The sequence below is a fragment of the Chthonomonas calidirosea T49 genome (assembly GCF_000427095.1).
Classification (GTDB): Bacteria; Armatimonadota; Chthonomonadetes; order Chthonomonadales; family Chthonomonadaceae; genus Chthonomonas; species Chthonomonas calidirosea.
Genome location: NC_021487.1, coordinates 2,326,513 through 2,347,797, shown reverse-complemented (window position 1 = coordinate 2,347,797; position 21,285 = coordinate 2,326,513). Strand labels below are relative to the sequence as shown.

Here is a 21,285-nt window from a genome sequence, read left to right as displayed (position 1 = left end):
CCTTGTTGGAGCTTTCCTTGTCTAAGGCAGGTGATACATCCAAATTTCCTTCTGACGACGGTGCCCTTCAACCCGAAGCGGTAGCACCGCCGTCCCAAGAGGTAGAACAGCCACAGCCACTCCCTCCCCAACAGGGGACGCGGCTTGCTCTTTTAGGCGCCCTAGGGCTTGTAGGCCTCTATCTGCTTGCCGCCTACCTGCCAGACACGGAGTTCTACATTCTGCTCTCTACCCTTCTAGCCCTGCCGTTGACCCTCCTATTCGCCATCGGCCTTGTCAGCGCTTTGTCCTCGCCCAAAGCCCTCCTCCTTAACACGGTGCTCTCTTTTGCGCTCTTTCTTCCAAGACCTCTGCTCGGTGTCCTTCAGACCGTTCTTCCGCTTCCCAAATGGGTGTTTATGGTGACCTTGCCGTACTTCCTACTTTCCCATTTCATTCCAGGAGCGGATACGCTGCTGCTTATTTGGTGCGCCTGCTGCATCGGTCACTGGCTATCGCGCCTCGTGCGCGAACGCAAAATGCTGTTACCTATCTCCGTTGCACTCGCACTCGTGGATATTTTCACCGTATTTGGGGGTGGTGTGGTAACTCAAGCCACCCATGCGCCGAAAGGGCAAGCGGTTCTCCAAAAGGCGGCCATGGCCACGCTCACAGCCAAACTTCCAACCTCGGCGCGGGGTGCCGCCCCCATGCAACTTGCCGTCGGGTTTGCCGACTTCCTTTTTGTGGCGTTCTTTTTCGCCTGTTTTCAGCGTCTTGGCATGAGCCTTCGCGCCTATCGTGCCACCATCATCGCCTTACTCGTCGTGCTTACAGGCTATTTGGCCTTCGTTTTTTGTTTTCGACCGATCTTCCGGCGCTGGTTCCCATCGCGGTGGTCGTCATCGCCGTCAACTGGCGCGCCTTTCGCTATAGCCGAAGTGAGCGTTTCGCCCTGCTCTACGCCGGTTTGGCCCTCGTGGTGTTTTTAGGGCTCGCCATCTACTTTCTCCACAAATAGGGCGCACAAAGACAATTTCAACAGGAGAAGCTTTCTGAATCGGCCTATTCAAGGGAATCGAGTCGCCGCGCGCCTTTTAGAGAAGTCGCTTTCAGCTCGCTAAGCGCAAACGATGGCTAGATAGAGAAGCAAGGGCGACAATGTGATCGAGGATCGTTAGGAAGGAGAACGATAGCTATGCGGTTTGGTGTGTGTGCTGGTGTGGATGCGGCCCCGCTTCTGGCGGAGGCAGGCTACGACTATATTGAGCTCTCCGTTGCTGGAGACCTTGCGCCGGAAACGGACGACAGCGCATGGTCACCCCATCGGCATCGCATAGAGCAGATGCCTCTACCGGTTGAAGCGTTCAACTCGTTCGTGCGTTCGGGCAAAATTGTGGGGCCGGAGGCGGACTTTGCGCGGTTGCGCCGCTATGTGAACACCGCTCTGGAACGAGCCGCCCTCCTAGGGGCAGAGATCATCGTGTTTGGAAGCGGAGGTGCCCGCCATATCCCCAATGGGTTCGACCGCGAGGTCGCGCGACAGCAGCTATTGGACTTCCTTCATCTCTGTGCAGACGCTTCGGAGCGTACCGGCGTGAAGGTGGCCATTGAGCCGCTGAACCGGCGAGAGTGTAACGTTCTTAACCTCGTTTCCGAAGGCGCGGCGTATGCTCGGGAGGTAGCACGGCCTGGAGTGGGCGTTCTTGCCGACACGTTCCATATGGAGTGCGAGGCGGAGCCACTTGATGCCATTCTCGCGGCCGCCGACATTCTGCTGCACGTGCATACCGCAGATACGCACCGGTACGCGCCGGGAACAGGTTCCTATGACTATGAGGCCCTATTCCGCACTCTCCACCAATGCGGCTACGACAAGCGCCTCTCCATAGAGTGCGACTTTCAAGGCAAGTTGGCGACGTTGGCCGCCCCAGCCCTATCTCGCCTAAAAACCGCTTATGCAGCGGCCTATAAAGGCAGCCCGTAGACGTAGGACGCTCTCCCGTTCCGGGTACCCTTGTGGAATTGCCCTACACCCCTGTAAGCGCCCTCTGCGCTCGGATAGACATCCGTCCCTAGCTGTTGTGCACAGGCGTCAGGGAGTGTGCGACTGAAATGCCCTCGCAGGAAGCCACAAGAGCAAGTTAGCAATACGCCTTTCGCTATAGATTTTCGAGAGCGGCCGTGCGGTCCGAGAGGTTCTGTTCATGGTCACCCTACTCCAATTGCCGCATATTTTTACCTCGCAAGAGCCTTGAAGATCGTATAAGTTCCCTTTGGAATACATCCGTCCAAATATACGTGTAACTGGTAGGGGCTGAAAGCAAACTTTTTGATTTGCAAGAACTCCAGCCAAAAGCTGAGGTTCTGGTGCGCATGTGCCGATAGAAGAAAGAGAGCGATGCATTTTAGGGAGGAACCACGATGGAAAAGAGCTTTCCACTATTTCGATCACATTCGAGCCTGCTGCCATGAGCTTACAAGCCCCATCGGTCACAGCTCTCCGTTTTCCTCCTATTCTCTGGCATGCACCTCTGCGCGACCCCACCGGCTATGCCGAGGAGGCACGCCACTTTCTCTTCGCTCTGCATGCTTATGGTGCCCCTATCGCTGCAAGGGAGATTCGTTGGAACGACCGTGTAGCGGGAGTGCCACCCCACCAAGAACAGCTGCTTCAACAACTTCTCCTCAAGCCACCGCATCCGCGTAGCGTGTATGTGCTGCATATTCTCGGTAGCCACCTGAGGCCGGCTCCGGACGCCCGCGCCAGCATCGGGCGCACCATGTTTGAGACCGACCGCCTGCCTCCAGGCTGGGCGGAGGCCTGCAATCGTATGGATGCCGTTTGGGTGCCCAGCGCGTTTAACCGGGAGACCTTCGCCTTTGCCGGTGTAAAGCCGGAGAAGCTGCGCGTGGTGCCCGGCCTTATTGACCTCGACCAGTATAACCCGCAAGGCTCTCCCTTGGCTTTGCCAAGCGACCACGGGTTTCATTTCCTTGCCGTCTTCGACTGGAGCTTGCGCAAGGGATGGGACGTCTTGATCGCGGCCTTCGTGGAGGAGTTCCGCCCGGACGAAGACGTAGCGCTGCTGCTGCGGGTCCACTCCTCTTTGGGCTACACGGTGCCTCAAATCTACGCGCAGATCGAGAACTTTCTCGTGAAGGAGTTAGGACGCGACCCAGCACGCATTCCCGATATCCTGCTATTGGATAAATCCCTTTCCGCCTCGGAACTGCTGGCCCTCTATCGCGCTGCCGACTGCTATGTGCTACCGACACGGGGTGAGGGTTGGGGACGCCCTTTCATGGAGGCGATGGCGATGGAGCGTCCCACGATCGCCACCGGCTGGAGCGGCATGACGGCTTTTATGAACGCTGAAAACAGCCTCCTCATTGACTACACGCTTCAGGAGGTCTCGGAAAAAGCAGCGGCAGAGATCCCCACCTTTCGAGGGCATCGTTGGGCCGAACCATCGTGTGCGCATCTGCGCCAGCTTATGCGACGCGTTTTTGAGGACAGACAGTTCGGCAAGGAGCTTGGAGCGAAGGCACGCGCCTATTTGGAAACTTATTTCTCACCGGCCGCCGTTGTGGAGATTCTCCACCGCGAGCTGCTTCCCTTTGTCGAAGGCTAAACAAGATGCGCGTTCTTATAGGATTTAGCAATGCGATTCCCGAACTCGCTCAGAAACGCCCCTTGCCTGGACGTGAGAGGGCTGGGGATGAGATTCTATGCCTCCAAAAGGAGGGTGGAGATATTTGCTACACGCCAGGGATGACCTGGCAGCAGGTGCTCGACGCCTGCCCAAAAGGGTGGCACCCCGACATCTACGTTCATCGCTCGCCGGAATACCACCCTCTTCCCGCCGGTCTGGAGCATGCAAACTGCTTTACTGTGGGTGTTTTCGGCGATTGGAATTTGGGGGGATACGCCATTCGCTCTGTTGCTGAGGTGTTCGACTGGCTGGTTGCTGACCTTGGCGGCTGCCAAATTCTGCGCGATATGGGCTTTTCGAACGTAGAACATGCGTTGCTCTGGGGCTACAACCCACAACAACATCGCCTCCTGCCCGGTTATGAAAACGATGCGCACCGCGACATCGAGGTGTTGTTCATCGGCAGCTTTCATCCGTACATTCACTCGCGTCGCACGCAGATGTTAGCACGTGTGGCGCGTCTTTCTACGAAGTATCGCGTCCTGCTGGCTTCAGGAATCTATGGGCAGGCCTATACCCAACTGATGAACCGCGCCAAAATTGTGTTCAACCACAGCGTGCGTGGGGAGTGCAATATGCGCGCGTATGAAGCGGCGGCCTGTGGCGCCCTCCTTTTCAATGAGGCCGATAACCTCGAAATCGGTCTTGTGTTTCGTGATGGAGAGGAGTGCGTGCTCTACACGGAAGACAACTTGGAGGAGCGCATCGCCTTTTACTTGGCACCGGAGAACACGGAAGAGAGGCTCCGCATCGCAGCTGCAGCCCATGCCCGCGTGCAACAACACACCGACGCCCACCATCTTGCCAAGCTGCTGGACAAACTAGAGTTCCTCTACCAGCAATGGCGCCTTACCGATCGGAAATCACGTCTCTTTCGCCATCGGCCCACCTCTCAGCGGCAGCATCGTCTGCTTATTCACTGGTTGCGCATGCCCACCCTAGATGGGCTCTCTTGTGTGCAGCAGAGCCTCGCAAAAGAGGGGTCTCACCCCTCCAGCCTCTTCTTGAGAGGATTCGCTGCAGCCGAGTTAGCTCTCCAAACCCCAGACTCCCCCGCAAGCACCGTGCATCTTTTGGAGGCGAAGCAGCTGTTAGAGCGACAGCTTGTGCAGAACCCACAGGACCTAGCAGCGCTCTACAGTTTAAGTAGAGTCGAGCGGGCTCTAGGGCAAGAGGAGAGCGCATGGCATCGCCTTCACGTGTTGCATGCACGGCTGCAGGCCGGCGAACGCCCGTTGGCCTGGCCCCTTTTTCCGCACCACTATGAGGTGCTCGACATACGGTTAGAGTCGTTATGGCTTCAGTATTCGCCTGAATCACCAGAGGGTTTAGAGGGAGCTCGCAAAACGCTACTAGGTCACACGGCTGCACAGCTCTCGACGTACCATTTTGAGCGCGGGGAGTTTTCGCTTGCCGCCAACTATGCCCAGGAGGCCATAGCCTATCTCCCCGAAGACGGATGGATGCACACCCTTTTCGCTCGCGCCCAGCGTGCGCTCGGCAACTGGCAGAGATCTCTACCTGCCTACCGCAAAGCGCTTGAGTACCATCCTTTCCTTTTCGAGGCGGTGGAGGAGGCCGCCAAGTTGCTGATGGATATAGGGCGTAAGGAGGAGGCGATCACCCTGCTTAATGAGCGGCTTCCTCTCTTCGAAGCTGCCTCTGGAACGGAAACGCTCTGCGATACGCTGCGGAGCCTTCTGCAAAAAGCTCAGCAGATGCCCCCTCCCTCCGCACCTTCCGAACTCTTTTACTTTCTTGCCATCCCCTCATGGTCTCAGGAGTCGGATTGGAAATGCCTTGTGAATGCCTTCTGGCAGCATGCAAGCCGCCAGGCACAGGCACGCCTTCTCCTCTGGTTCAACCCACAGGGAGATGGGGATAAGACCGTGGTTACGGCTTTGCGCCAGTATCTGCAACAGCTTGCTCCAGAGGCCAGCTCGAAGGTCTTCCTGATCGCTCAACCCCTTGCGCTAGAGGAGCGCTGGAAGCTAGTGCGCAGCGTGAAGGCACTGCTCAGGGGCGGGGACGCGGCGCCCTTTTGGGAAGAGTTGGCTAACGCTGTGAATCTGCCGATATATAGTCTAGAGGACTTACGAGAGGCCCGATTCGCCACAAACATCTCTATGGAGAAACGTACATGCCTTTAAAGATCGCCTCGCAAGGCCAAAAGTCGTTGGTTTGGAATGGCTCGTTTTTCGTGCATCACAGCCTTGCGCACGTCAATCGCGAGCTACTGCTGGCGCTTTTAGACGACCCCGATTTCAATGCATCGTTTTTACCCTTCATTGACCACTACGAACCTGCCACCTTTACACCGGAAGGGGACCACGGCACCAAGCTTCTTGAGATACAGAATCGGCTGCTACCGGAGGAGCCGACCCTTACACTACGGCATAGGTGGCCACCTGACTGGTGCCGCCCCCGTCATGGAAAACTTATCGTCATTCAGCCGTGGGAGTACGGGGCGATTCCAGCCGATTGGGTCACCGCCGCACAACAGCCTGATGAAATTTGGGCTTACTCCACCTATGTACGGGACTGCTATCTACGGGCCGGCATACCCTCTGAAAAGGTTTTTGTGGTGCCTTGCGGCATTAATCCAAACCGCTTTTACCCGAACCGTCCTCCGCTCGATCTCGTCGCCGATCCGCGTTTCTCGGCCATTCAGCCCGACACGTTTGTTTTCCTCTTCGTCGGCGGCACGATTCCGCGCAAGGGGATAGACATTCTTTTAGAGGCATGGCAACGCGCTTTCACCCCAAAGGACGATGTAGCGCTTATCATCAAAGATTTCGGTGTAAAAAGCTTTTATCGAGGCCAAACGCTGCAAGAGCAGATAGCACGACTTCAGGCCAGCGGCGCTTGTGCGCCCATTTTCTATCTCGATGAGGACTTGAGCGATGAACAGATAGCCGCGCTCTATGCTAGCTGTCACTGTTTGGTGCATCCCTATCGTGGAGAGGGCTATGCGTTGCCTGTGGCCGAAGCCATGGCTTGCGGCAAACCCGTGATCGTGACCGGTGAGGGCGCCGCGCTCGACTTCGCCTCTAACGACAACGCCTACCTTATTCCGGCCACCATAGAGTATTTTCCGGAAGCGCGCATTGGCGACATACCAACCTTTGGGCTGCCGTTTTGGGCAAAGCCGGATGGGGAGGCACTTGTGGAGCTTTTGCGACGGGTAGCCTCAAATCGTGAAGAGGCCAGAGAGCGCGGGCTCTGTGCAGCCCAGCATATGGCGCAAAACCACACTTGGGCGCACGCGGCCCGCATCGCTCTGTCGCGCTTAAAGGCGGTCTGCGAGCAACCGAGCCAAGCGGAGATTCTGCCCTTTGGGCTTGAGGCGCTGCCCCTAGATGCAGAACCTGATGTTCTACAGTCCACCTTGGATTGGGAATCGCGCCGAAAAAGTGTGCTTCAAAGGGCGCGCGAAGGGCAGTGGGAATCGCTGCTCCCTGAGATCGAGGCCTGTTTACAAGAGCAACCGGAAGATGCCGACCTTTGTAACGCGCTTGCCCTATGTTACTTCTACACTGGAAACCACCAAAAGGCTGTTGAGGTGCTTGAGCTGGCGGTGACAAAGCATCCCAACTCACGTGACTTGCACCACAACCTGGCCTACTTCCTATTGATGCAGGGTCGAGGCAAGGAGGCCCTACCACATGCATTGGCAGCCTTTCGCTTGACTCCAGGGGAACTGCAGGTGCGGAAAACCTTGGAACGCTGCGCACGATGGGTGCTGCAGGAGGCGCGCAAACGCCTCCGGGCGGTTCCCTCTTCCCGACGTCATACGGTGAAGAGTTCGGAGGAGTATCGCCAACTGATGCGCGCCTACCAAGAGGCTCAAAAAGCGCTTGATGGCAAAGGGGACGTGGGAAGACCGCGCCTTTCGCTCTGCATGATCGTGAAAAACGAGGCACGATTTTTGGCAAACTGTCTGCAAAGCGCAAAGGATGTGGTAGACGAGATCATCGTGGTAGACACCGGATCCACCGACGAGACGCCTCAAATCGCCCGTTCTTTTGGCGCCAAAGTCATCGAACATGTCTGGAAAGACGATTTTTCGGAGGCACGCAATGTCTCCATTCAGCATGCCACGGGAAATTGGGCGCTCTGGCTTGATGCGGACGAGGAGATCGCGCCGAATGCAGGGATTCATTTTCGTAACGCCATTGAAAAGGCCCCTGCAGACGTGGGAGGCTACATGGTCAAAATACGCAACTGGCTCTCCTCCCCCCAACGTAACGAGCAGGGCGAGGTGGTGGTGCATCACGGGGTTCGTCTGTTTCGGCTTGTGCCCGGAGTTCGTTTCGAAGGCCGGGTGCACGAACAGAACATGCTATCGCTCACCCGACTAGGCTATAAAACGGCCTCCTATGAAGGACTTGTTTTCGATCACTACGGCTACGCGCACGAGATCATGCAAGAGCGCAACAAGCATGAGCGATTTATCCGTATGCTTGAGCACGAGGTTGCCGAGTGCCAAGATGCCACCTTAAGGCCATTTCAACTTTTCAACTTGGGCAACGCCTACTTCACCCAAAACGACATGGCTAACGCCGTGCGCTACTTCGAGCAGGCTGCCGCAGAGGCCAGCCCGCAACATGAATACAGCTACATCCTTTTTTACGAATGGGCGCTGGCGCTTCACGCCCTCGGCCATTTTCAACAAGCACTAGAGGTTTGCCGACACGCGGAGAGCCTCAAGATCGAACATTCGGGTCTCTCCTTCGCAAAAGGGCAGTGCTTCTTAGCCCTAGAGCGCTATCAGGAGGCCGAGGCCGCATTCAGTGAAGCGATTAAACTGGGCACGCAACGCAAAAATCTCTATGCAGAGGCGGGAGATCTGGGGCTTGGCAGTTACAAAGCCTACTACGCCCTAGCCCTCGCGCTTCGAGGGCAAGAGCGCTACGAGGAAGCCCTCGATTGCTGCAAGAAAGCTTTGGAGTTGCGGCCGGGCATGCACGAAGCGCGCCATCTTATGGCCCAGATGCTTCAGAAGCTCGGCAGAAAAGAAGAGGCGCGCAACGTACTGGAAATGTTGCTGGAGCATCTGCCGACCAACGAAATGTTGGTGCGAGAGCTGGCGGAGCTCCTAATGGAATTAGAGGACTACGAGGAGGCCTACATCTATTGGCAACGAGCCGCTCTACGTCAACCGGATGCGACAGACGTGCTTGCCAAATTCGCTTCCTGCTGCGAACATCTGCAGAGATGGGAGGAGGCATTAGAACTTTACTTACGTCTGAACGCACAAGGTTGTGAAACACCGGAGGTCTATGTTAACTTAGGACGTGTGCTTACCGCTCTCAATCGGATCGCGGAAGCAGTTGACTGCTATGCCGAGGCGATCCGGGTAGGCCCTGCCTACGGCAACGCCTACTTTAATGCTGGGGATTTGCTCTATAAGCTGGGTTGCTACGATCGAGCCGCCGACGTTTACGCAGCAGGCCTTCAGGTAGAGCCGCAACGGCGTTCCGGCTTTTTCGTGCTGGGGAACTGCTACTTCCAGTTACGCGCCTATGAGGCCGCCATACTCGCCTACCGTCAGGAGCTTGCCCTCCATCCCGATCATGCTGAGGCGCAGCACAATTTGGCGCTCGCAGAGGCCATGCTGACCGAGCAGACAGCTGCCTAAGCCGGAACAAGCTCAAAGAGAGCGATCTCGGCCGGGGCGTTAAAGCGGGCTGGGATAGCGATCGTGCCAAGGCCACAGGAGACATACATCCGTCCTGGCCATTGAGGTTTCTGGAACCAGCCGCGCAGGTAGCGGGCGCGTTCGTCCATAAAAAGTGGGGTTACGCCAGGAATGTAGATCTGTCCGCCGTGTGTATGGCCGGCCAAAGTGACGCAAGGGAAGCCGCAAAGCACATCGAAGAGCAAGGGGTTGTGGGTAAAGGCCAGGAGTGGCTCGCCTGGAGTGAGGCGACCAAAGGCGGCATCGGGATCGGGGGCACCTGTCTCACAGTCGTCCAGGCCCACAAGACGAAGGCCACAATCCAGCTTTTGGCTCCGGTTCGTCAGCATCTGGATTCCAACAGCCTGCAGCCCTTCTTGTACGGCCGGTGCTCCTTGCCATTGGTCGCAGCGATAATCGTGGTTACCGAGCACCGCATACATTCCCTGAGGTGGATGGAGGCGTGAAAGTTGACGAGCACACGAGGCGATATAGCTGGAGTGCGAGGTCACAAAATCGCCACTTAAGAGCACTACGTCTGGATTGAGGCGTTGGGTACAGCTTACCACACGTGCAATGAAGTTTTCCGGCACACACCAAGAGCGATGTAGATCGCTAAGCTGCACTACCCGGCAGGGCGCGTGCAGCCCTTGCACCTCCAACCGATGGCGTGTCACCACCAGGTGCTCGGTCTCCCATACCAACCCTCCAAAGCCAAGCAGAGCACCGGCAAGAAGGAGTTGGCGACGCGTTAGCCGTGCGGGCTTATGGGTTTTGTTGAGACGCAACAGACGACGGTCGGGCATACAGACAAAACCTCCTGCCATTCTCTATACGTAAAAGAACCGTTCTATTGTCGGTCGTACGCGAAAATGGCAGGAGGCGATTCGGCTTAGGGGAGTTAGTTCGAGTCGCTGTTGCCAGAATCAGAGTTATCCGAGCTACCCGAGTTGTTCATATTCCCCTGATCGCTACTTTGGCTGCTTTGTCGGTTAGCTATCTGATCGAGAAGCTGTTGTAGACGATTAAGGGTATCCAGCGCTTTCTGCAAGTCGGTTTGGAACGAATCGTTCATGTTTTGCGCGCAGGCGGGCCTCACGGAGAAGAGGGGAAGAGTAAGGGCAAGCCCAGCGGCAGCGATTGCGAACAGACGTGTGGGTTTCATGTTCTGTATTCCTCCTTTTAGGCGGCCTCTCGAATGGCTGAGAGGCTCTCGTTTATTATGACATTAAAGCTGACTCTTTCGTTTCGATGTTTTCTTTGGTACTCACATATGCAGCAAACTACTGCACGCCCGCCGTGCCGCCCAAAACCAAGGAGGCAAAAAAGAACCGTCGAGCTGCAGCTCGACGGTTCTTCAAGTCCGTTCTATAAACCGCTTAGAACTTGACGTTGCCCTGAATGGTGAGCACGTTGGCGTTAGAGGTTTTGCCACCAGGAAGGGCGCCACCCAGACCACCGCCGGTATCACGGTAGGTCAACAGCTGGTAAGCCAACTGCAGGGTGGTGTTGGTGGTGGGATGAACCCCCACGCCAAAGGTGACGTACTGCTCGGTCGGATAGCCCGGTTTATGAAGTGGTGTCACGGAGCCGGACAGGTTGTAGAAGTCGCCCTCATAGTCGGCGCTAAGATCGAGATACTTGTTGAGGGAGTACTTCACCCCCGCCTTACCCACGACGACGAAGCTACCCGTTGTGAACCCAGCGCCACCGGGAACCACACGGTTTCGCGCCCCGGCGAAGTAGCTACCGCCGATATAGGCGGAGAGTTTATCCGAGAAGGTATAGCCAACGCGAGCGCTTGGGCCTTGGAGGTTGGTTGGGTTGTAGAAATTCCCAATGCGCAGCCAGTAGCCCGGAGCCCCGAAGGCTGGGTCAACATACAGGTAGTTCACGTCGGCGTTCAACGGGCCCGTGTTGTAGCTCACATCGAGCTTGTAGGCGTTGTCGTCACCGTTGTAACCCACCGTATCGGTGATGTTCTTGCCGCGCACGCTCTTGGCGGCCTCGGCGTTCACGTTGAACTTACCTATCTCTTTTAGCTTCAGGTTAACGCCATAGACCAACACGTTGTTGAAGGCCAGCGGGCCGGTGGCAACGGGACCGCTGGTATCTATGAGCGACACGCCGATCTCACCGAGCTTGAAGAGCGGCACACCGATGTGCAAACCGGCCACCTGGGTCGCCACGGTATTGCCCAGCATATTCAAGCCGTAGAACGGGGTAATGGGGTTGAAGCCGCGGATGCCGTAGACGTTTCCGATGACCGGCGTATTGATGTTCGGCGTCGCACCGGTACCGGTGAGCGAGCTGAAGCTACCTGCGAACAGCTGGGTCTCGGCGCTGCCGAACTTAGACTGCAGGCGGAAACCATCCTGAATCCAGTCCCCGTTCTGATACCAAGGCAGGTCGAAGTAGTAGTCGGTGTTGGGCCGGTAGTAGGTAAGTGGGGTCACTTGGTTCCCAAATCGTCCAATGGTAAGGGTGGTATTCTTACCGAGGAAGGAGATCGGGATATCCAAGTTGGCCTTATACAGGGTGGTGTCCTGCGGATAGCCATTTACAGAGGCCCCTGGCGTTGTGCCCAATCCGCCGCTGGTATAGCTAGAAAGGTAGTTGGAGCTTACCAGGTCGAGGTTGAGCTTCACGTTGTCGGGCAAATTCGCGCCGACGGTGAGGTGGACGTCATGGGTGGAGTAGACCTTCTCAGCCAGCGACTTATTGGCGGGCTGGAAGGTGCCGTTCTCGTCTATAAACGGCAAGCGAGAGAGGTTGCTGCGAACACCAAAGAAGACGTCCCCACCCACCTTGGGCATCTTATCTAGGCGCTGATTGATGGCCTTTACCTGGTCGGCCAGCTCATCAAGGCGCTGATTGATCTGCTTAACGTCGGCGCCAAGATTGGCCAAGTCGGTTTGGAACTCATGGGTGAGGTTACGAAGCTCGGTAACCTCTTCCGGCGTCATGCCTGGAGGGCCAGGAGGGCCTTGCTCTCCTTGCGGGCCGGGAGGGCCTTGTGGGCCGGGAGGGCCAGGCATGGCCTGAATTTTCTGGAGTGCGCGCTCAAGAGCGACCGCGAACTCGTAGCGGGTGAGTGTACGTTGACCCCGGAAGTAGCCATCCGGGTAGCCCACGATGATCCCCTTCTGCTGCAGGTCGGTCACCGCCTGATAGGCCCAGTGGTCCGTCGGCACATCTTTAAACGGATTCTGGTCCTGAGCCTTTGCGGGCATCGCCCAGGCGGCGGCAAGCAGCGCGAGAGAGGTGCCTAGGTAGGGCAATACCTTTCGCATCTTTTGCCTCCTTAGTGGAAGTTTTGAGTTTGGTTTTTGGCACACGAAGAGCGCGCCTCCCATGCGAGAGAACGCGCTCCGTTGGTTCCCGAACTCCTCCACCGAACGAAGGCAGCAACGCCAGCCCGAAACGGTACACCCTTTTGCTAGGCGACCTGTTCTAGAAGAGTATCCTTTGTATCCTGCTTCTTTCCCAAGACCGCCTCAGCGCGGATGGCCTTTTCCTATGGCTTACGCTACCTTTCGACCGGAAGTGAGGACTTCGGTAAACGTACGGAAGCGTTCGATTTTCACTTATATCTAACGCTTCATCGCGTGTTGATGTTCCCGAATCAACACGCATTTGTTCGAGACAGCCACAGTGTAGCACACATTTTACCTGTCTGTCAACCACAGTAGCTATCTTCACAGAACAGCATACCCTTCGAGGGGAGATGCTGCCCTGCTGAGATGAAAAACGATAAAGCGTTTTCGTTGTGACAGAATAGGGTTATGAAGGCTTTGATCTTTCCTACTCACCCTAACCCTCTCCCACAGGGCGAGGGAATAGGTGGATGTTGGGTAGGGGCAGGCCCCTGTGCCTGCCCATTGAATTCCACAATGTGCCCAAAACCACGACGATCATGGGAAATCCCATTGGGCGACCACGGGGGGTCGCCCCTACAAACCAACCACACGTCCGCCACACCTGCCCATTGAATTCTGCAATTTACCACAATCGGACGGCCATGGGAAATCCCATTGGGCGACCATGGGGGGTCGCCCCTACAAACACATCAACACACCCATTGTAGGGGCAGGCCCCCGTGCCTGCCCGTTTGGAAATTCATGTTTGCCCGTTTCATCCCATAATTTCCCAAAACCACGACGATTGTGGTGAATACCATCGGGTGACCACGGGGGGTCGCCCCTACAAACCAACCATACATCCATTGTAGGGGCAGGCCCCTGTGCCTGCCCGTTTGCCCCTGTGCCTGCCCATCCTGCCCATCGAATTTCACAATTTACCAAAACAGGATAAAAACTCCTAGCCCAGTTTTGGGCTAGGAGTTTCTCCCCAAAAGTCGCGCCGAGCTTAGTGACCTGTAGGCGGCACCGCTCCTGGAGCCGCAGGAGAGCCTGCCGGAGCCGCTAGGGCGCCCATGGAACCGTTAGGTTGCCCTTGTTGCTTGATGCCCTGCCATGGCTGGTAGGGTTGCCCGTTCTTCCAAGGAGGCACACCTGGGGTATATTTCACTCCGGGTGGGGTATGAGGACTGGTGAAGTAGACCAGCGCACCCACAATGCCCACAACAAGCACTACTACTACGGCGATCACAACAACGGGATTAACCTCTTTTTGCATGGTAGTTCCTCTCTCAAACTATTGGCGCTTATCCCACATGCCGTTAGGCCAAACGCCCGACTGCACCAGCACGGGGTCAGGGTTCGTAACCTGAATGCCGATAGGTTGGCGGGTAGCATCTTCGCGCATCCATTTTACATGGCCATCACACATGGCGTAGTTGCTACCCTGGCTGTGAATGGTGGCCCCACCCCCCTGCATATTGAACTCGCCGTAGTTCCAGAACACTTCGGTAGCCCACCCTTCACTCCACTGGTGATACCAGTTGGGACGCTCTGCTACAAAGATGGTGGTAGCAGGGTTGGTGATGCTTGAATCGGGCGCACTGGCAGGAGACATCTCGTAGCTAGGAGAGTTGGGCCCCCAGCCCCAGTTGCCCAGAGGCCACATAAAGTTTTGACTGTAAGTTACCGGAATGGCAGGCTGTTTGGGGTTGGCCGCATCCTGTCCACGACTCCAAGCGTCGTCTGGGCAGTGCCATATCTGCTTATTTTTGATATAGGGGTCTATCTGCTGGTGCCAGGGTACCCAGGAGGGATACCAACCCCACGTCCAACTGTGCACGCCGTCGTAGTCCTGCGTGTACATCAGCTCCCCAAGCATGATCTGCTTCTCGTTAGAAAGACAAGAGACGGCTCGAGCCTTTTCTCGTGCTTGGGCGAAAACGGGGAAGAGAATGGCTGCAAGTATCGCTATTATAGCGATAACCACGAGCAACTCGATGAGCGTAAAGGCCCTTTGCTTTGAGAGAAAAGAGTTGTTCATAACTTTTAGCTCCTTAGTGGAATTCGACGTTGCTAAACATGTTTAGCAACCGATTTTTAAAAAGATGGGCTCGCGAAAATGCGCACCCTCTTCTATTATTATACCACACTTGGCAAAATCCTTCTCCTTATCTAAGTGGCTTCCATTCCACTCACACGAACCGGATGTCAGCTTGCACTCTCTCCAAAAACCTGCTAAAATAGCTCTACCTCTGACGCCCTATCTGCCGATTTTAGGCATCGTAGGAGGAGAAACATCAGAACGCTCTATCGTCCCGGTCATCCGTTGCCGTCACCGCCGCAGCTGCGTTATCCTTGGTGGCTTATCGGCTTTGTGGCGATTCTAGGTGGGTTTTTAGCTTGGAAGTTGTGGCATAAAACCTCGCCCCATCTGCCATCGAGGCCGAGGGTCTTCGCCACAGCTTCCAAGCTTATTCCGGTGGCTGCGCCTGTAACGCAAACTTTTGTGCCGTCTCAGCCAGTAGACCCCAAACCGTTACCCGATTTCCCCAAACCGCCGCCCATCCACGCGCGCGCCGCCATCCTTGTAGACGCTGCCGATGGACAGGTGCTCTATGCCCACAATCCCGATCTTGAGCTTCCCATGGCCAGCTGCACCAAAATTATGACAGCCCTTGTCTTTTGCGAACGTGTGCCCGATAACGCCATCATTGTGGCCAGCAAGCGAGCTGCCTCTACACCACAATCCTCTATGCACCTGAAGGTAGGGGAACGCCTTACTGCGCATGACCTGCTGCGGGCCCTTCTTCTGCGCTCGGCGAATGACGGCGCTGTAGCCGCAGCAGAAAAGGCGGCCGGCAGCGTAGAGGCTTTCGTTGCCCTGATGAACCAGAAGGCAGCAGAGCTCGGCTGCACACACACCCACTTTATGAACCCCCACGGCCTTACCCAAAAAGGGCACTATACCACCGCTCGTGACCTCGCCACCATTGCACGCGCTGCCATGAAGGTGCCACGCATTCGCGAGGTGGTCGGGCTGACCAAAGCCGTTATCCAACGCTCCATAGATAAGCACGATGTGGTGATGCAAAACCATACCCACTTCGTAGGCCACTTTCCAGGAGCAGACGGCATCAAAACCGGCTGGACAGTGCCCGCCGGACACTGTTTTGTCGGCTCCGACACGCGAAACGGTTGGGAGTTGATCTCCGTAGTATTAAACTGCCCTCATTTCGTTAAAGATACTGAGGCGCTCATGAACTACGGGTTTCACAACTTTGAACCTCATGTGCTCGAAGCGGCCGGCCAACCGGTGGGGGTCTGCTCGGTGGTGCATGGTGTGATGCCCCGCATCCCTGTGCGTACGGCAGATAGGTTGGAGGTGGTGCTACCTAAGAAGGCCCACGCCTCGTTGGGGCTGCAGATGCGGCTTAACCCGATTTCGGCTCCGGTGCAGCCTGGCGAAAAGGTAGGAGAGGCCATAGGACTGGTTAACGGCGTTCCCGTGGTGCAGGTGCCCCTTGTAGCCGCGTTCGGCGATGGCGTGGCCGTGAAGGAGCTCACCAAGGCGCCCTCCTCATTCTGGCCGCCTCTGCTTCGGGATGCCGCTATTTTGGCTCTTTGTCTGGTATCCTTTCGTTATGTCGCAGGAATCGGTGCGTTTGCAAAAGGCGCTCGCCGCCGCTGGAGTCGCCTCTCGTAGAGCCTGTGCTGAGCTGATAAAACAGGGGCGTGTGGCCGTCAACCACCAAGTGGTAACGGAACCAGGGCAGCTCATTGACCCTACCCACGATGTGGTTACCGTGGACGGAGAGCGCATCGCTCTGGAAAACGCACAACCTTTTCTCTATCTCATGCTAAATAAGCCCGTTGGGGTGGTGAGCACCGTGCAAGACCCCAGGGGTCGTCCAACGGTGCTCGATGTGGTGGGCCCGCTGCCTGCCCGCGTCTACCCGGTGGGTCGGCTCGACATCAACAGCTCCGGCCTGCTGTTGTTGACAAATGACGGCGATTTGGCCTACAAACTCACCCATCCGCGCTTCGAAATCCCTAAAACCTATCGTGTTGTGGCCAAAGGCTTTGTGGGACCGCAGGCCGCTCGTAGCCTCGCAGAGGGGGTAGTGCTAGAGGACGGGCTAACGGCACCGGCAGAGGTCCGCTTTGTGGATTACGATAAGGGCACACAGTCTACCATTTTGGATATCACTATTCGGGAGGGTCGCAACCGTCAGGTGCGGCGCATGATGGAGGCCGTAGGGCACCCAGTTCGTCAACTCACTCGAATCGGCTTTGGCAACCTTCGCCTTAAAGGTCTGGCCCCAGGCACTTGGCGCAAACTTCGCCCGGATGAGCTTGCTGCCCTCCGCACACTCATTGAGCAACAGCAAAAGCTTCTACTTACCCACAAGCAGCGGCCGCTGTAAACGACTGTAAACGATTTGCAGGTGGGACATCTACGTTCCTTTTGCAGGCGGGACGCCTGCGTTCCCTTCTGGCGTGCAGAGGCTCTCGTAGACCACCACACTCCATTCAACGTCCATCTCTCCCATCCGAAAAGGTACCATATTTAGGAACGACGGAACGAAGAAAGGAGGAGCGGCACAGCCCCACATGGTTAAAGCCGGCGGTTTTTGCGTGGATACGCCCATGAAAAGATTTGCACTGGTTATCCTGACAGCAGGGCTTATTTGGGGAATTGGAGCGGGGTGCAGCAACACGCCCTCCGCAAAACGAGCTACCGCCCTCCCGCAATCGCCTTCGGGCACGATAACGAGCTTGGTGGACACTGTTGGGCACCATCTGATACTGAAACGGTATCCGCAGCGTATTGTCTCTTGTGCGCCCAGCATCACCGAAATTCTTTACAAGCTCGGCTTGCAAAACCGCCTTGTACTCGATACTACGGCCTGTGACTACCCACCGGAAGCAAAACAAAAACCCCACTTCAACGCCCTCAGCAACGACATCGAGCCGATCTTAGCTCAAAACCCCGATCTGGTGATTGACATTAAAGACCTGAATCATAACCTCCTAGCTCCTCTACAAAAGGCGGGCGTCCCACAGCTCACCATAGATGTAAGCAGTGTCAAAGCCGTTCTAAGCTCTATTCTGCTCCTCGGCGAGGCCACAGGCACCTCACAACAGGCTCAAGCCCTTGTGCAATCACTTCAGGCCAAGCTCAATGCGGTTCGCACAGCGGTAGCAAAAGCGCCGCATAGGCCGCGCGTCCTCATCCTCTACGGAACCAATCCGCTCTACACCACGGGCCCCAACTCGTTTATTAACGACCTCATCACCATCGCAGGCGGGGTCAACGTGGTGGCTAAACCTCCTCCGGGCAACGTCATTTCTCCGGAGGAGGCCGTTGCGCTTCAGCCGGAGGTAATTTTGTGTGCCCCTGAGCTTGTGCCTGCAATACGCCAGATGCCCGGATGGGCGCAGGCGGTGCCAGCGGTACGCAACAATCGCTTTTTCACCGCGATAGACACCCTCGAACGTCCCGGCCCCCGCATGGCGGACGCCGTCGTGGCTCTGGCCCGTTACCTGCACCCTCATGAGATGGCTCACTTCAACCGTTCTGCTCTTGTAAGGACGGCACCCTAGATGGCAGAAGTGTCGGAAACTCGGGAGCATCTCAGAGAAGGAAAGCCGTTTATTGGAGATAGACATCTGAGGCGCACCCTGCTGTTTCTTCTGGTGATTACGCTGTTACTGTTTGGGGCGCTGTTGCTCGACATCTGGATGGGGCCCTCCGACGTGGCGCGTGTGGTGACCCCGTCGGTCGTGGCGCAGACGCTCTTGCGCCATATGCCCTTCCTCCACCCCTTGGCGCCTAAGGTCGCTACCGTGCCCTATGCCGATGTCATCGTCTGGCAGGAGCGCGTTCCGCGCGCGCTGGCTGGTGCCTTGGTGGGCATGCTGCTAGCCGCCGTCGGCGTGGCGTTTCAGAGCCTCCTCATGAACCCCTTGGCCGATCCCTACACGGTGGGGATCGCCTCTGGATCGGCCTTGGGGTCTTTGCTCATTGTCATTCTAGGGGGAACGGCTTGGCTTGGGGGCTATGCTCAAATGGTGGCAGCCTTTGCAAGCGGCGTGCTTGCTGTTGGGTTCGTGTTATTCATCGCGCGCGTAGGCGGGCGCATCTCCCCGCAAACGCTGTTGCTGGCGGGGGTGATCGTTGGTACCTTCTGCTGGTCGTTGATACCCCTTATTGTTACCTTAGGAATGCAGGCTGGTGCGGATAGAGAAGCGCGCATTATGGCAACCCTCTTCGGCAGTTTGGAGAGCGTGGATTGGCAAAAACTTGGCCTGCTGCTGCCTTTTGGCCTTCTCGGAACGCTGCTCTTATGGAGACTGGCACCGCAGCTGGACCTCCTCACATTTGGAGAGGAGACAGCAGCGCACTTGGGGGTACACACCGAACGATTAAAACGTACGATCATCGTGGCGGGCGCGCTCGTCACCGCGGCGGCCGTGGCGACAGCCGGCATTATCGCCTTCATTGGGTTCGTAACTCCTCATGCTGCGCGGCAGGTGGTGGGGCCGCGCCATCGGCACCTGTTGCCAGCGGCCATGTTACTAGGCGCGCTGCTGCTGGTGCTCTCCGATTGGATGGCGCGCGTCTATCTGTTCGACATTCAGGTGGGAGTGGTCACCTCTCTCTTCGGCGTGCCACTCTTCTTTGTTTTGCTACGTAAGCAGTTACGGGAACCCTTTTAGGAGGAGAGGATGGCAAGACTACGTTCCAAAGGGCGCAAGCAGAAACATACGACGTCACCCTCAGCGCAGGACAATCGGCCTGGTGTAAAAACGCCCACGGCAGAGACGTTAAAAGAGGCCGACAAGCTGTTTAAGGGCTATTGGAAGCGTTTAGGTGCTCTGTTGCTTGTGCTGCTGCTTCTTTCCATCGCTTTCTCGTTAGCGGTACCACATTATCGTAACTACAACCTTATCTATTTCTACTTTGCCATTGTGTTTGCGCTTTCGTTTATTTCGCGCTACTGGCTTGAGAAGCTGTTTGTGGAGCTTAGGGAACTTGGGTTCCGTCGTTTAGCGCAGAAGCGCTACGCCGACGCGGCCGCCGTGCTGGAGTACTTTCATCGTTTTGGCAACATGGGTTTTGATAGGGATGGAGAGATACACTATCGCTTATTGTTGGCCTATCGGCATTTGGGAGAGGAGGAGCGAGCGAAACAGATTGCGGAGTGGATTAGGCGCCATCGGGCTAAAAGTCGCTACGCCCAACGGCTGGCAACCGCGGAACCAGCGCCTGCCAAAGAAGAGGCATCAGGAGGAGCTGTAGGGTGAACACGGCTCCTTCTCCAACTTCTGCTGGCCGTCGCGGGTCGTGTTACGGCTCCATACCTCCCTACAAAAAGCCGTAAGCTTCATGAGGGCGCTGCGCTGCTCCGCATTCATCTCAGTTGCGCTAGTTAGCGCCAACTCCAGCAGTCCCAAGGCCTCTTCTTCGGTTAAATAGAGCGCTTTCTCGTCCTGTTCCATTCCTTACCTCAGCATACTTCCGTACTAACCACAACAGCCGATTCACCCTTGGTTGTTCCACATTTTGCTCGTTTCTTAACAGCATAGACGAAAGCGCTCGAAAATTGTTTCAGACTATGAAAAACTTCACATCACAAGGCCTCCTTCGGGAACATAGCCACGCAGAAACCGGGCTGTCTCCTCCAGCTCCTTCAGCAGTTGCGCCTCCGTTTTCGTCGAGCCGGGGATGATCTCGGCCACAAGCCACTGCTTGGTCGCTCGAGGAAGCACTTGAGCAAGGGGACTTTGTTCGTACTCCGCATGGCTCCGTTGTAAGGCCTCCAGCACCTTTTCCATGCGAATATGGCCACGCCGATTGTATTCTTCCGTAAAGGGCCAGTGGTGCGAGGCATCGGGGGTCGTTTGCTGCAGATGAATGACGGCACAGGTCGCGCCGAACCGACGTATCCATTCGGTATAATCGAGGTCGGGCCCAGCAAGGCCGTAGTGCATGCCGGCCTGATGGCCTACATCCAGGGTGAGCAGCACCGGCAAAGCGTCGCCCCTATCGCGATTGACTTCGAGAAGAAAACGTTCGCCTTCCTCAAGCGTCCAGGGCTTCTCGCTAGGAATGTACATCTGCTCCTGCATAAGCGCGCGCAGGCCGCTAGCGCGCAGCTTTTGGGCGAGCTCGCGAAACGTCTGATGCAGTCGGTTTGTGGCCTCTCGCGTACGCTGCGGGTCGGCCAGCACCTCACAGGAGAAAGCGTCCCAATGGCCTCCTAGCAGATCGGTTCCCAACGTTACGGCGATCTCGGCGGCGGCCTCTATCCACTCCTTCATGCGCTGGCGTGGACGAGGATCGCTGTGCGAGAGGCCGTGAAAACGGTGGGTCGCCACGCCGGTATAGAGGTCGCAGATGGTGATGCCGTAACGCGCGGCCGCCTCTCGTGTCGCCCTGGCCTGCTCCAGCTGAAACGGCCGGTCGCCAGAAAAAAAGGGGTCGTATGACATCGGCACAGAAGGAGTGAGCCGCGAAGCCGCATTCGCGGGTAAGCCGCATCCA

General features: G+C 56.6%; 18 protein-coding genes. 10 read left to right on the top strand and 8 right to left on the bottom strand.

Annotated elements, in window-relative coordinates; all coding sequences use genetic code 11:
- Positions 1-17: 17 nt before the first annotated feature.
- The 5 genes from CCALI_RS09750 (at position 18) to CCALI_RS09730 (ending at position 9,336) form a co-directional block, all read left to right on the top strand.
- Positions 18-971, top strand: a complete 954-nt coding sequence (locus tag CCALI_RS09750) for a hypothetical protein (protein WP_016483316.1) — start codon at positions 18-20, stop codon at positions 969-971.
- A gap of 206 nt (positions 972-1,177) precedes the next feature.
- Positions 1,178-1,966, top strand: coding sequence for a sugar phosphate isomerase/epimerase family protein (locus tag CCALI_RS09745; RefSeq protein ID WP_016483315.1), 789 nt, complete (start codon positions 1,178-1,180; stop codon positions 1,964-1,966).
- 484 nt (positions 1,967-2,450) lie between these two features.
- Positions 2,451-3,614: a glycosyltransferase family 4 protein gene (locus CCALI_RS09740; protein ID WP_155850533.1), complete on the top strand. Its 1,164-nt coding sequence runs from the start codon at positions 2,451-2,453 to the stop codon at positions 3,612-3,614.
- Positions 3,615-3,619: 5 nt separating this feature from the next.
- Positions 3,620-5,845 carry a glycosyltransferase family protein gene (locus CCALI_RS09735; protein WP_016483313.1) on the top strand — a complete coding sequence of 742 codons (2,226 nt, stop codon included), beginning with the start codon at positions 3,620-3,622 and terminating at the stop codon, positions 5,843-5,845.
- On the top strand, positions 5,836-9,336 hold the full coding sequence (locus CCALI_RS09730) for a tetratricopeptide repeat protein (RefSeq protein WP_016483312.1): 3,501 nt from the start codon (positions 5,836-5,838) through the stop codon (positions 9,334-9,336). The genes CCALI_RS09735 and CCALI_RS09730 overlap by 10 nt, the downstream gene beginning before the upstream one ends.
- Here the strand turns inward: CCALI_RS09730 and CCALI_RS09725 are convergent.
- The 6 genes from CCALI_RS09725 to CCALI_RS15260 form a co-directional block, all read right to left on the bottom strand.
- Positions 9,333-10,181 carry a metallophosphoesterase gene (locus CCALI_RS09725; RefSeq protein WP_016483311.1) on the bottom strand — a complete coding sequence of 283 codons (849 nt, stop codon included), beginning with the start codon at positions 10,179-10,181 and terminating at the stop codon, positions 9,333-9,335. The genes CCALI_RS09730 and CCALI_RS09725 overlap by 4 nt on opposite strands.
- Positions 10,182-10,276: 95 nt before the next feature.
- Positions 10,277-10,540: a hypothetical protein gene (locus CCALI_RS09720; protein ID WP_016483310.1), complete on the bottom strand. Its 264-nt coding sequence runs from the start codon at positions 10,538-10,540 to the stop codon at positions 10,277-10,279.
- Between the two features lie 214 nt (positions 10,541-10,754).
- Positions 10,755-12,668, bottom strand: a complete 1,914-nt coding sequence (locus CCALI_RS09715) for an S-layer homology domain-containing protein (protein ID WP_016483309.1) — start codon at positions 12,666-12,668, stop codon at positions 10,755-10,757.
- Positions 12,669-13,433: 765 nt separating this feature from the next.
- Complete coding sequence (locus CCALI_RS09710) at positions 13,434-13,679, bottom strand: hypothetical protein (protein ID WP_155850532.1); 246 nt, start codon at positions 13,677-13,679, stop codon at positions 13,434-13,436.
- A gap of 64 nt (positions 13,680-13,743) precedes the next feature.
- Entirely contained in the window at positions 13,744-14,013 is a 270-nt protein-coding gene (locus tag CCALI_RS09705; protein ID WP_016483308.1) for a hypothetical protein, read from the bottom strand.
- Between the two features lie 18 nt (positions 14,014-14,031).
- Positions 14,032-14,778, bottom strand: coding sequence for a prepilin-type N-terminal cleavage/methylation domain-containing protein (locus CCALI_RS15260; RefSeq protein WP_016483307.1), 747 nt, complete (start codon positions 14,776-14,778; stop codon positions 14,032-14,034).
- A gap of 285 nt (positions 14,779-15,063) precedes the next feature.
- Here CCALI_RS15260 and CCALI_RS09695 point away from each other — a divergent pair, with 285 nt between their 5' ends.
- The 5 genes from CCALI_RS09695 to CCALI_RS09675 all read left to right on the top strand — a co-directional run bounded on the left by CCALI_RS09695 (position 15,064) and on the right by CCALI_RS09675 (position 20,045).
- Positions 15,064-16,440: a D-alanyl-D-alanine carboxypeptidase family protein gene (locus CCALI_RS09695; protein WP_016483306.1), complete on the top strand. Its 1,377-nt coding sequence runs from the start codon at positions 15,064-15,066 to the stop codon at positions 16,438-16,440.
- On the top strand, positions 16,394-17,161 hold the full coding sequence (locus CCALI_RS09690; RefSeq protein ID WP_231730020.1) for a pseudouridine synthase: 768 nt from the start codon (positions 16,394-16,396) through the stop codon (positions 17,159-17,161). Before CCALI_RS09695 ends, CCALI_RS09690 begins: the two co-directional genes overlap by 47 nt.
- Positions 17,162-17,348: 187 nt before the next feature.
- Entirely contained in the window at positions 17,349-18,341 is a 993-nt protein-coding gene (locus CCALI_RS09685) for an ABC transporter substrate-binding protein (RefSeq protein WP_016483304.1), read from the top strand.
- Positions 18,342-19,457 carry a FecCD family ABC transporter permease gene (locus tag CCALI_RS09680; RefSeq protein WP_016483303.1) on the top strand — a complete coding sequence of 372 codons (1,116 nt, stop codon included), beginning with the start codon at positions 18,342-18,344 and terminating at the stop codon, positions 19,455-19,457.
- Between the two features lie 9 nt (positions 19,458-19,466).
- Positions 19,467-20,045 carry a hypothetical protein gene (locus CCALI_RS09675; RefSeq protein ID WP_016483302.1) on the top strand — a complete coding sequence of 193 codons (579 nt, stop codon included), beginning with the start codon at positions 19,467-19,469 and terminating at the stop codon, positions 20,043-20,045.
- Here CCALI_RS09675 and CCALI_RS09670 read toward each other — a convergent pair.
- Positions 20,025-20,240, bottom strand: coding sequence for a hypothetical protein (locus CCALI_RS09670; RefSeq protein WP_016483301.1), 216 nt, complete (start codon positions 20,238-20,240; stop codon positions 20,025-20,027). The two genes, CCALI_RS09675 and CCALI_RS09670, sit on opposite strands and share 21 nt — an antisense overlap.
- A gap of 126 nt (positions 20,241-20,366) precedes the next feature.
- Complete coding sequence (locus CCALI_RS09665) at positions 20,367-21,233, bottom strand: sugar phosphate isomerase/epimerase family protein (RefSeq protein ID WP_016483300.1); 867 nt, start codon at positions 21,231-21,233, stop codon at positions 20,367-20,369.
- Positions 21,234-21,285: the final 52 nt, after the last annotated feature.

Coding starts and splice junctions, on each gene's coding strand:
- CCALI_RS09745 (WP_016483315.1), top strand. CDS start 1,178: ATGCGGTTTGGTGTGTGTGCTGGTGTGGATGCGGCCCCGCTTCTGGCG.
- CCALI_RS09740 (WP_155850533.1), top strand. CDS start 2,451: ATGAGCTTACAAGCCCCATCGGTCACAGCTCTCCGTTTTCCTCCTATT.
- CCALI_RS09735 (WP_016483313.1), top strand. CDS start 3,620: ATGCGCGTTCTTATAGGATTTAGCAATGCGATTCCCGAACTCGCTCAG.
- CCALI_RS09730 (WP_016483312.1), top strand. CDS start 5,836: ATGCCTTTAAAGATCGCCTCGCAAGGCCAAAAGTCGTTGGTTTGGAAT.
- CCALI_RS09725 (WP_016483311.1), bottom strand. CDS start 10,181: ATGCCCGACCGTCGTCTGTTGCGTCTCAACAAAACCCATAAGCCCGCA.
- CCALI_RS09720 (WP_016483310.1), bottom strand. CDS start 10,540: ATGAAACCCACACGTCTGTTCGCAATCGCTGCCGCTGGGCTTGCCCTT.
- CCALI_RS09715 (WP_016483309.1), bottom strand. CDS start 12,668: ATGCGAAAGGTATTGCCCTACCTAGGCACCTCTCTCGCGCTGCTTGCC.
- CCALI_RS09705 (WP_016483308.1), bottom strand. CDS start 14,013: ATGCAAAAAGAGGTTAATCCCGTTGTTGTGATCGCCGTAGTAGTAGTG.
- CCALI_RS15260 (WP_016483307.1), bottom strand. CDS start 14,778: ATGAACAACTCTTTTCTCTCAAAGCAAAGGGCCTTTACGCTCATCGAG.
- CCALI_RS09685 (WP_016483304.1), top strand. CDS start 17,349: ATGGTTAAAGCCGGCGGTTTTTGCGTGGATACGCCCATGAAAAGATTT.
- CCALI_RS09680 (WP_016483303.1), top strand. CDS start 18,342: ATGGCAGAAGTGTCGGAAACTCGGGAGCATCTCAGAGAAGGAAAGCCG.
- CCALI_RS09675 (WP_016483302.1), top strand. CDS start 19,467: ATGGCAAGACTACGTTCCAAAGGGCGCAAGCAGAAACATACGACGTCA.
- CCALI_RS09670 (WP_016483301.1), bottom strand. CDS start 20,240: ATGGAACAGGACGAGAAAGCGCTCTATTTAACCGAAGAAGAGGCCTTG.
- CCALI_RS09665 (WP_016483300.1), bottom strand. CDS start 21,233: ATGTCATACGACCCCTTTTTTTCTGGCGACCGGCCGTTTCAGCTGGAG.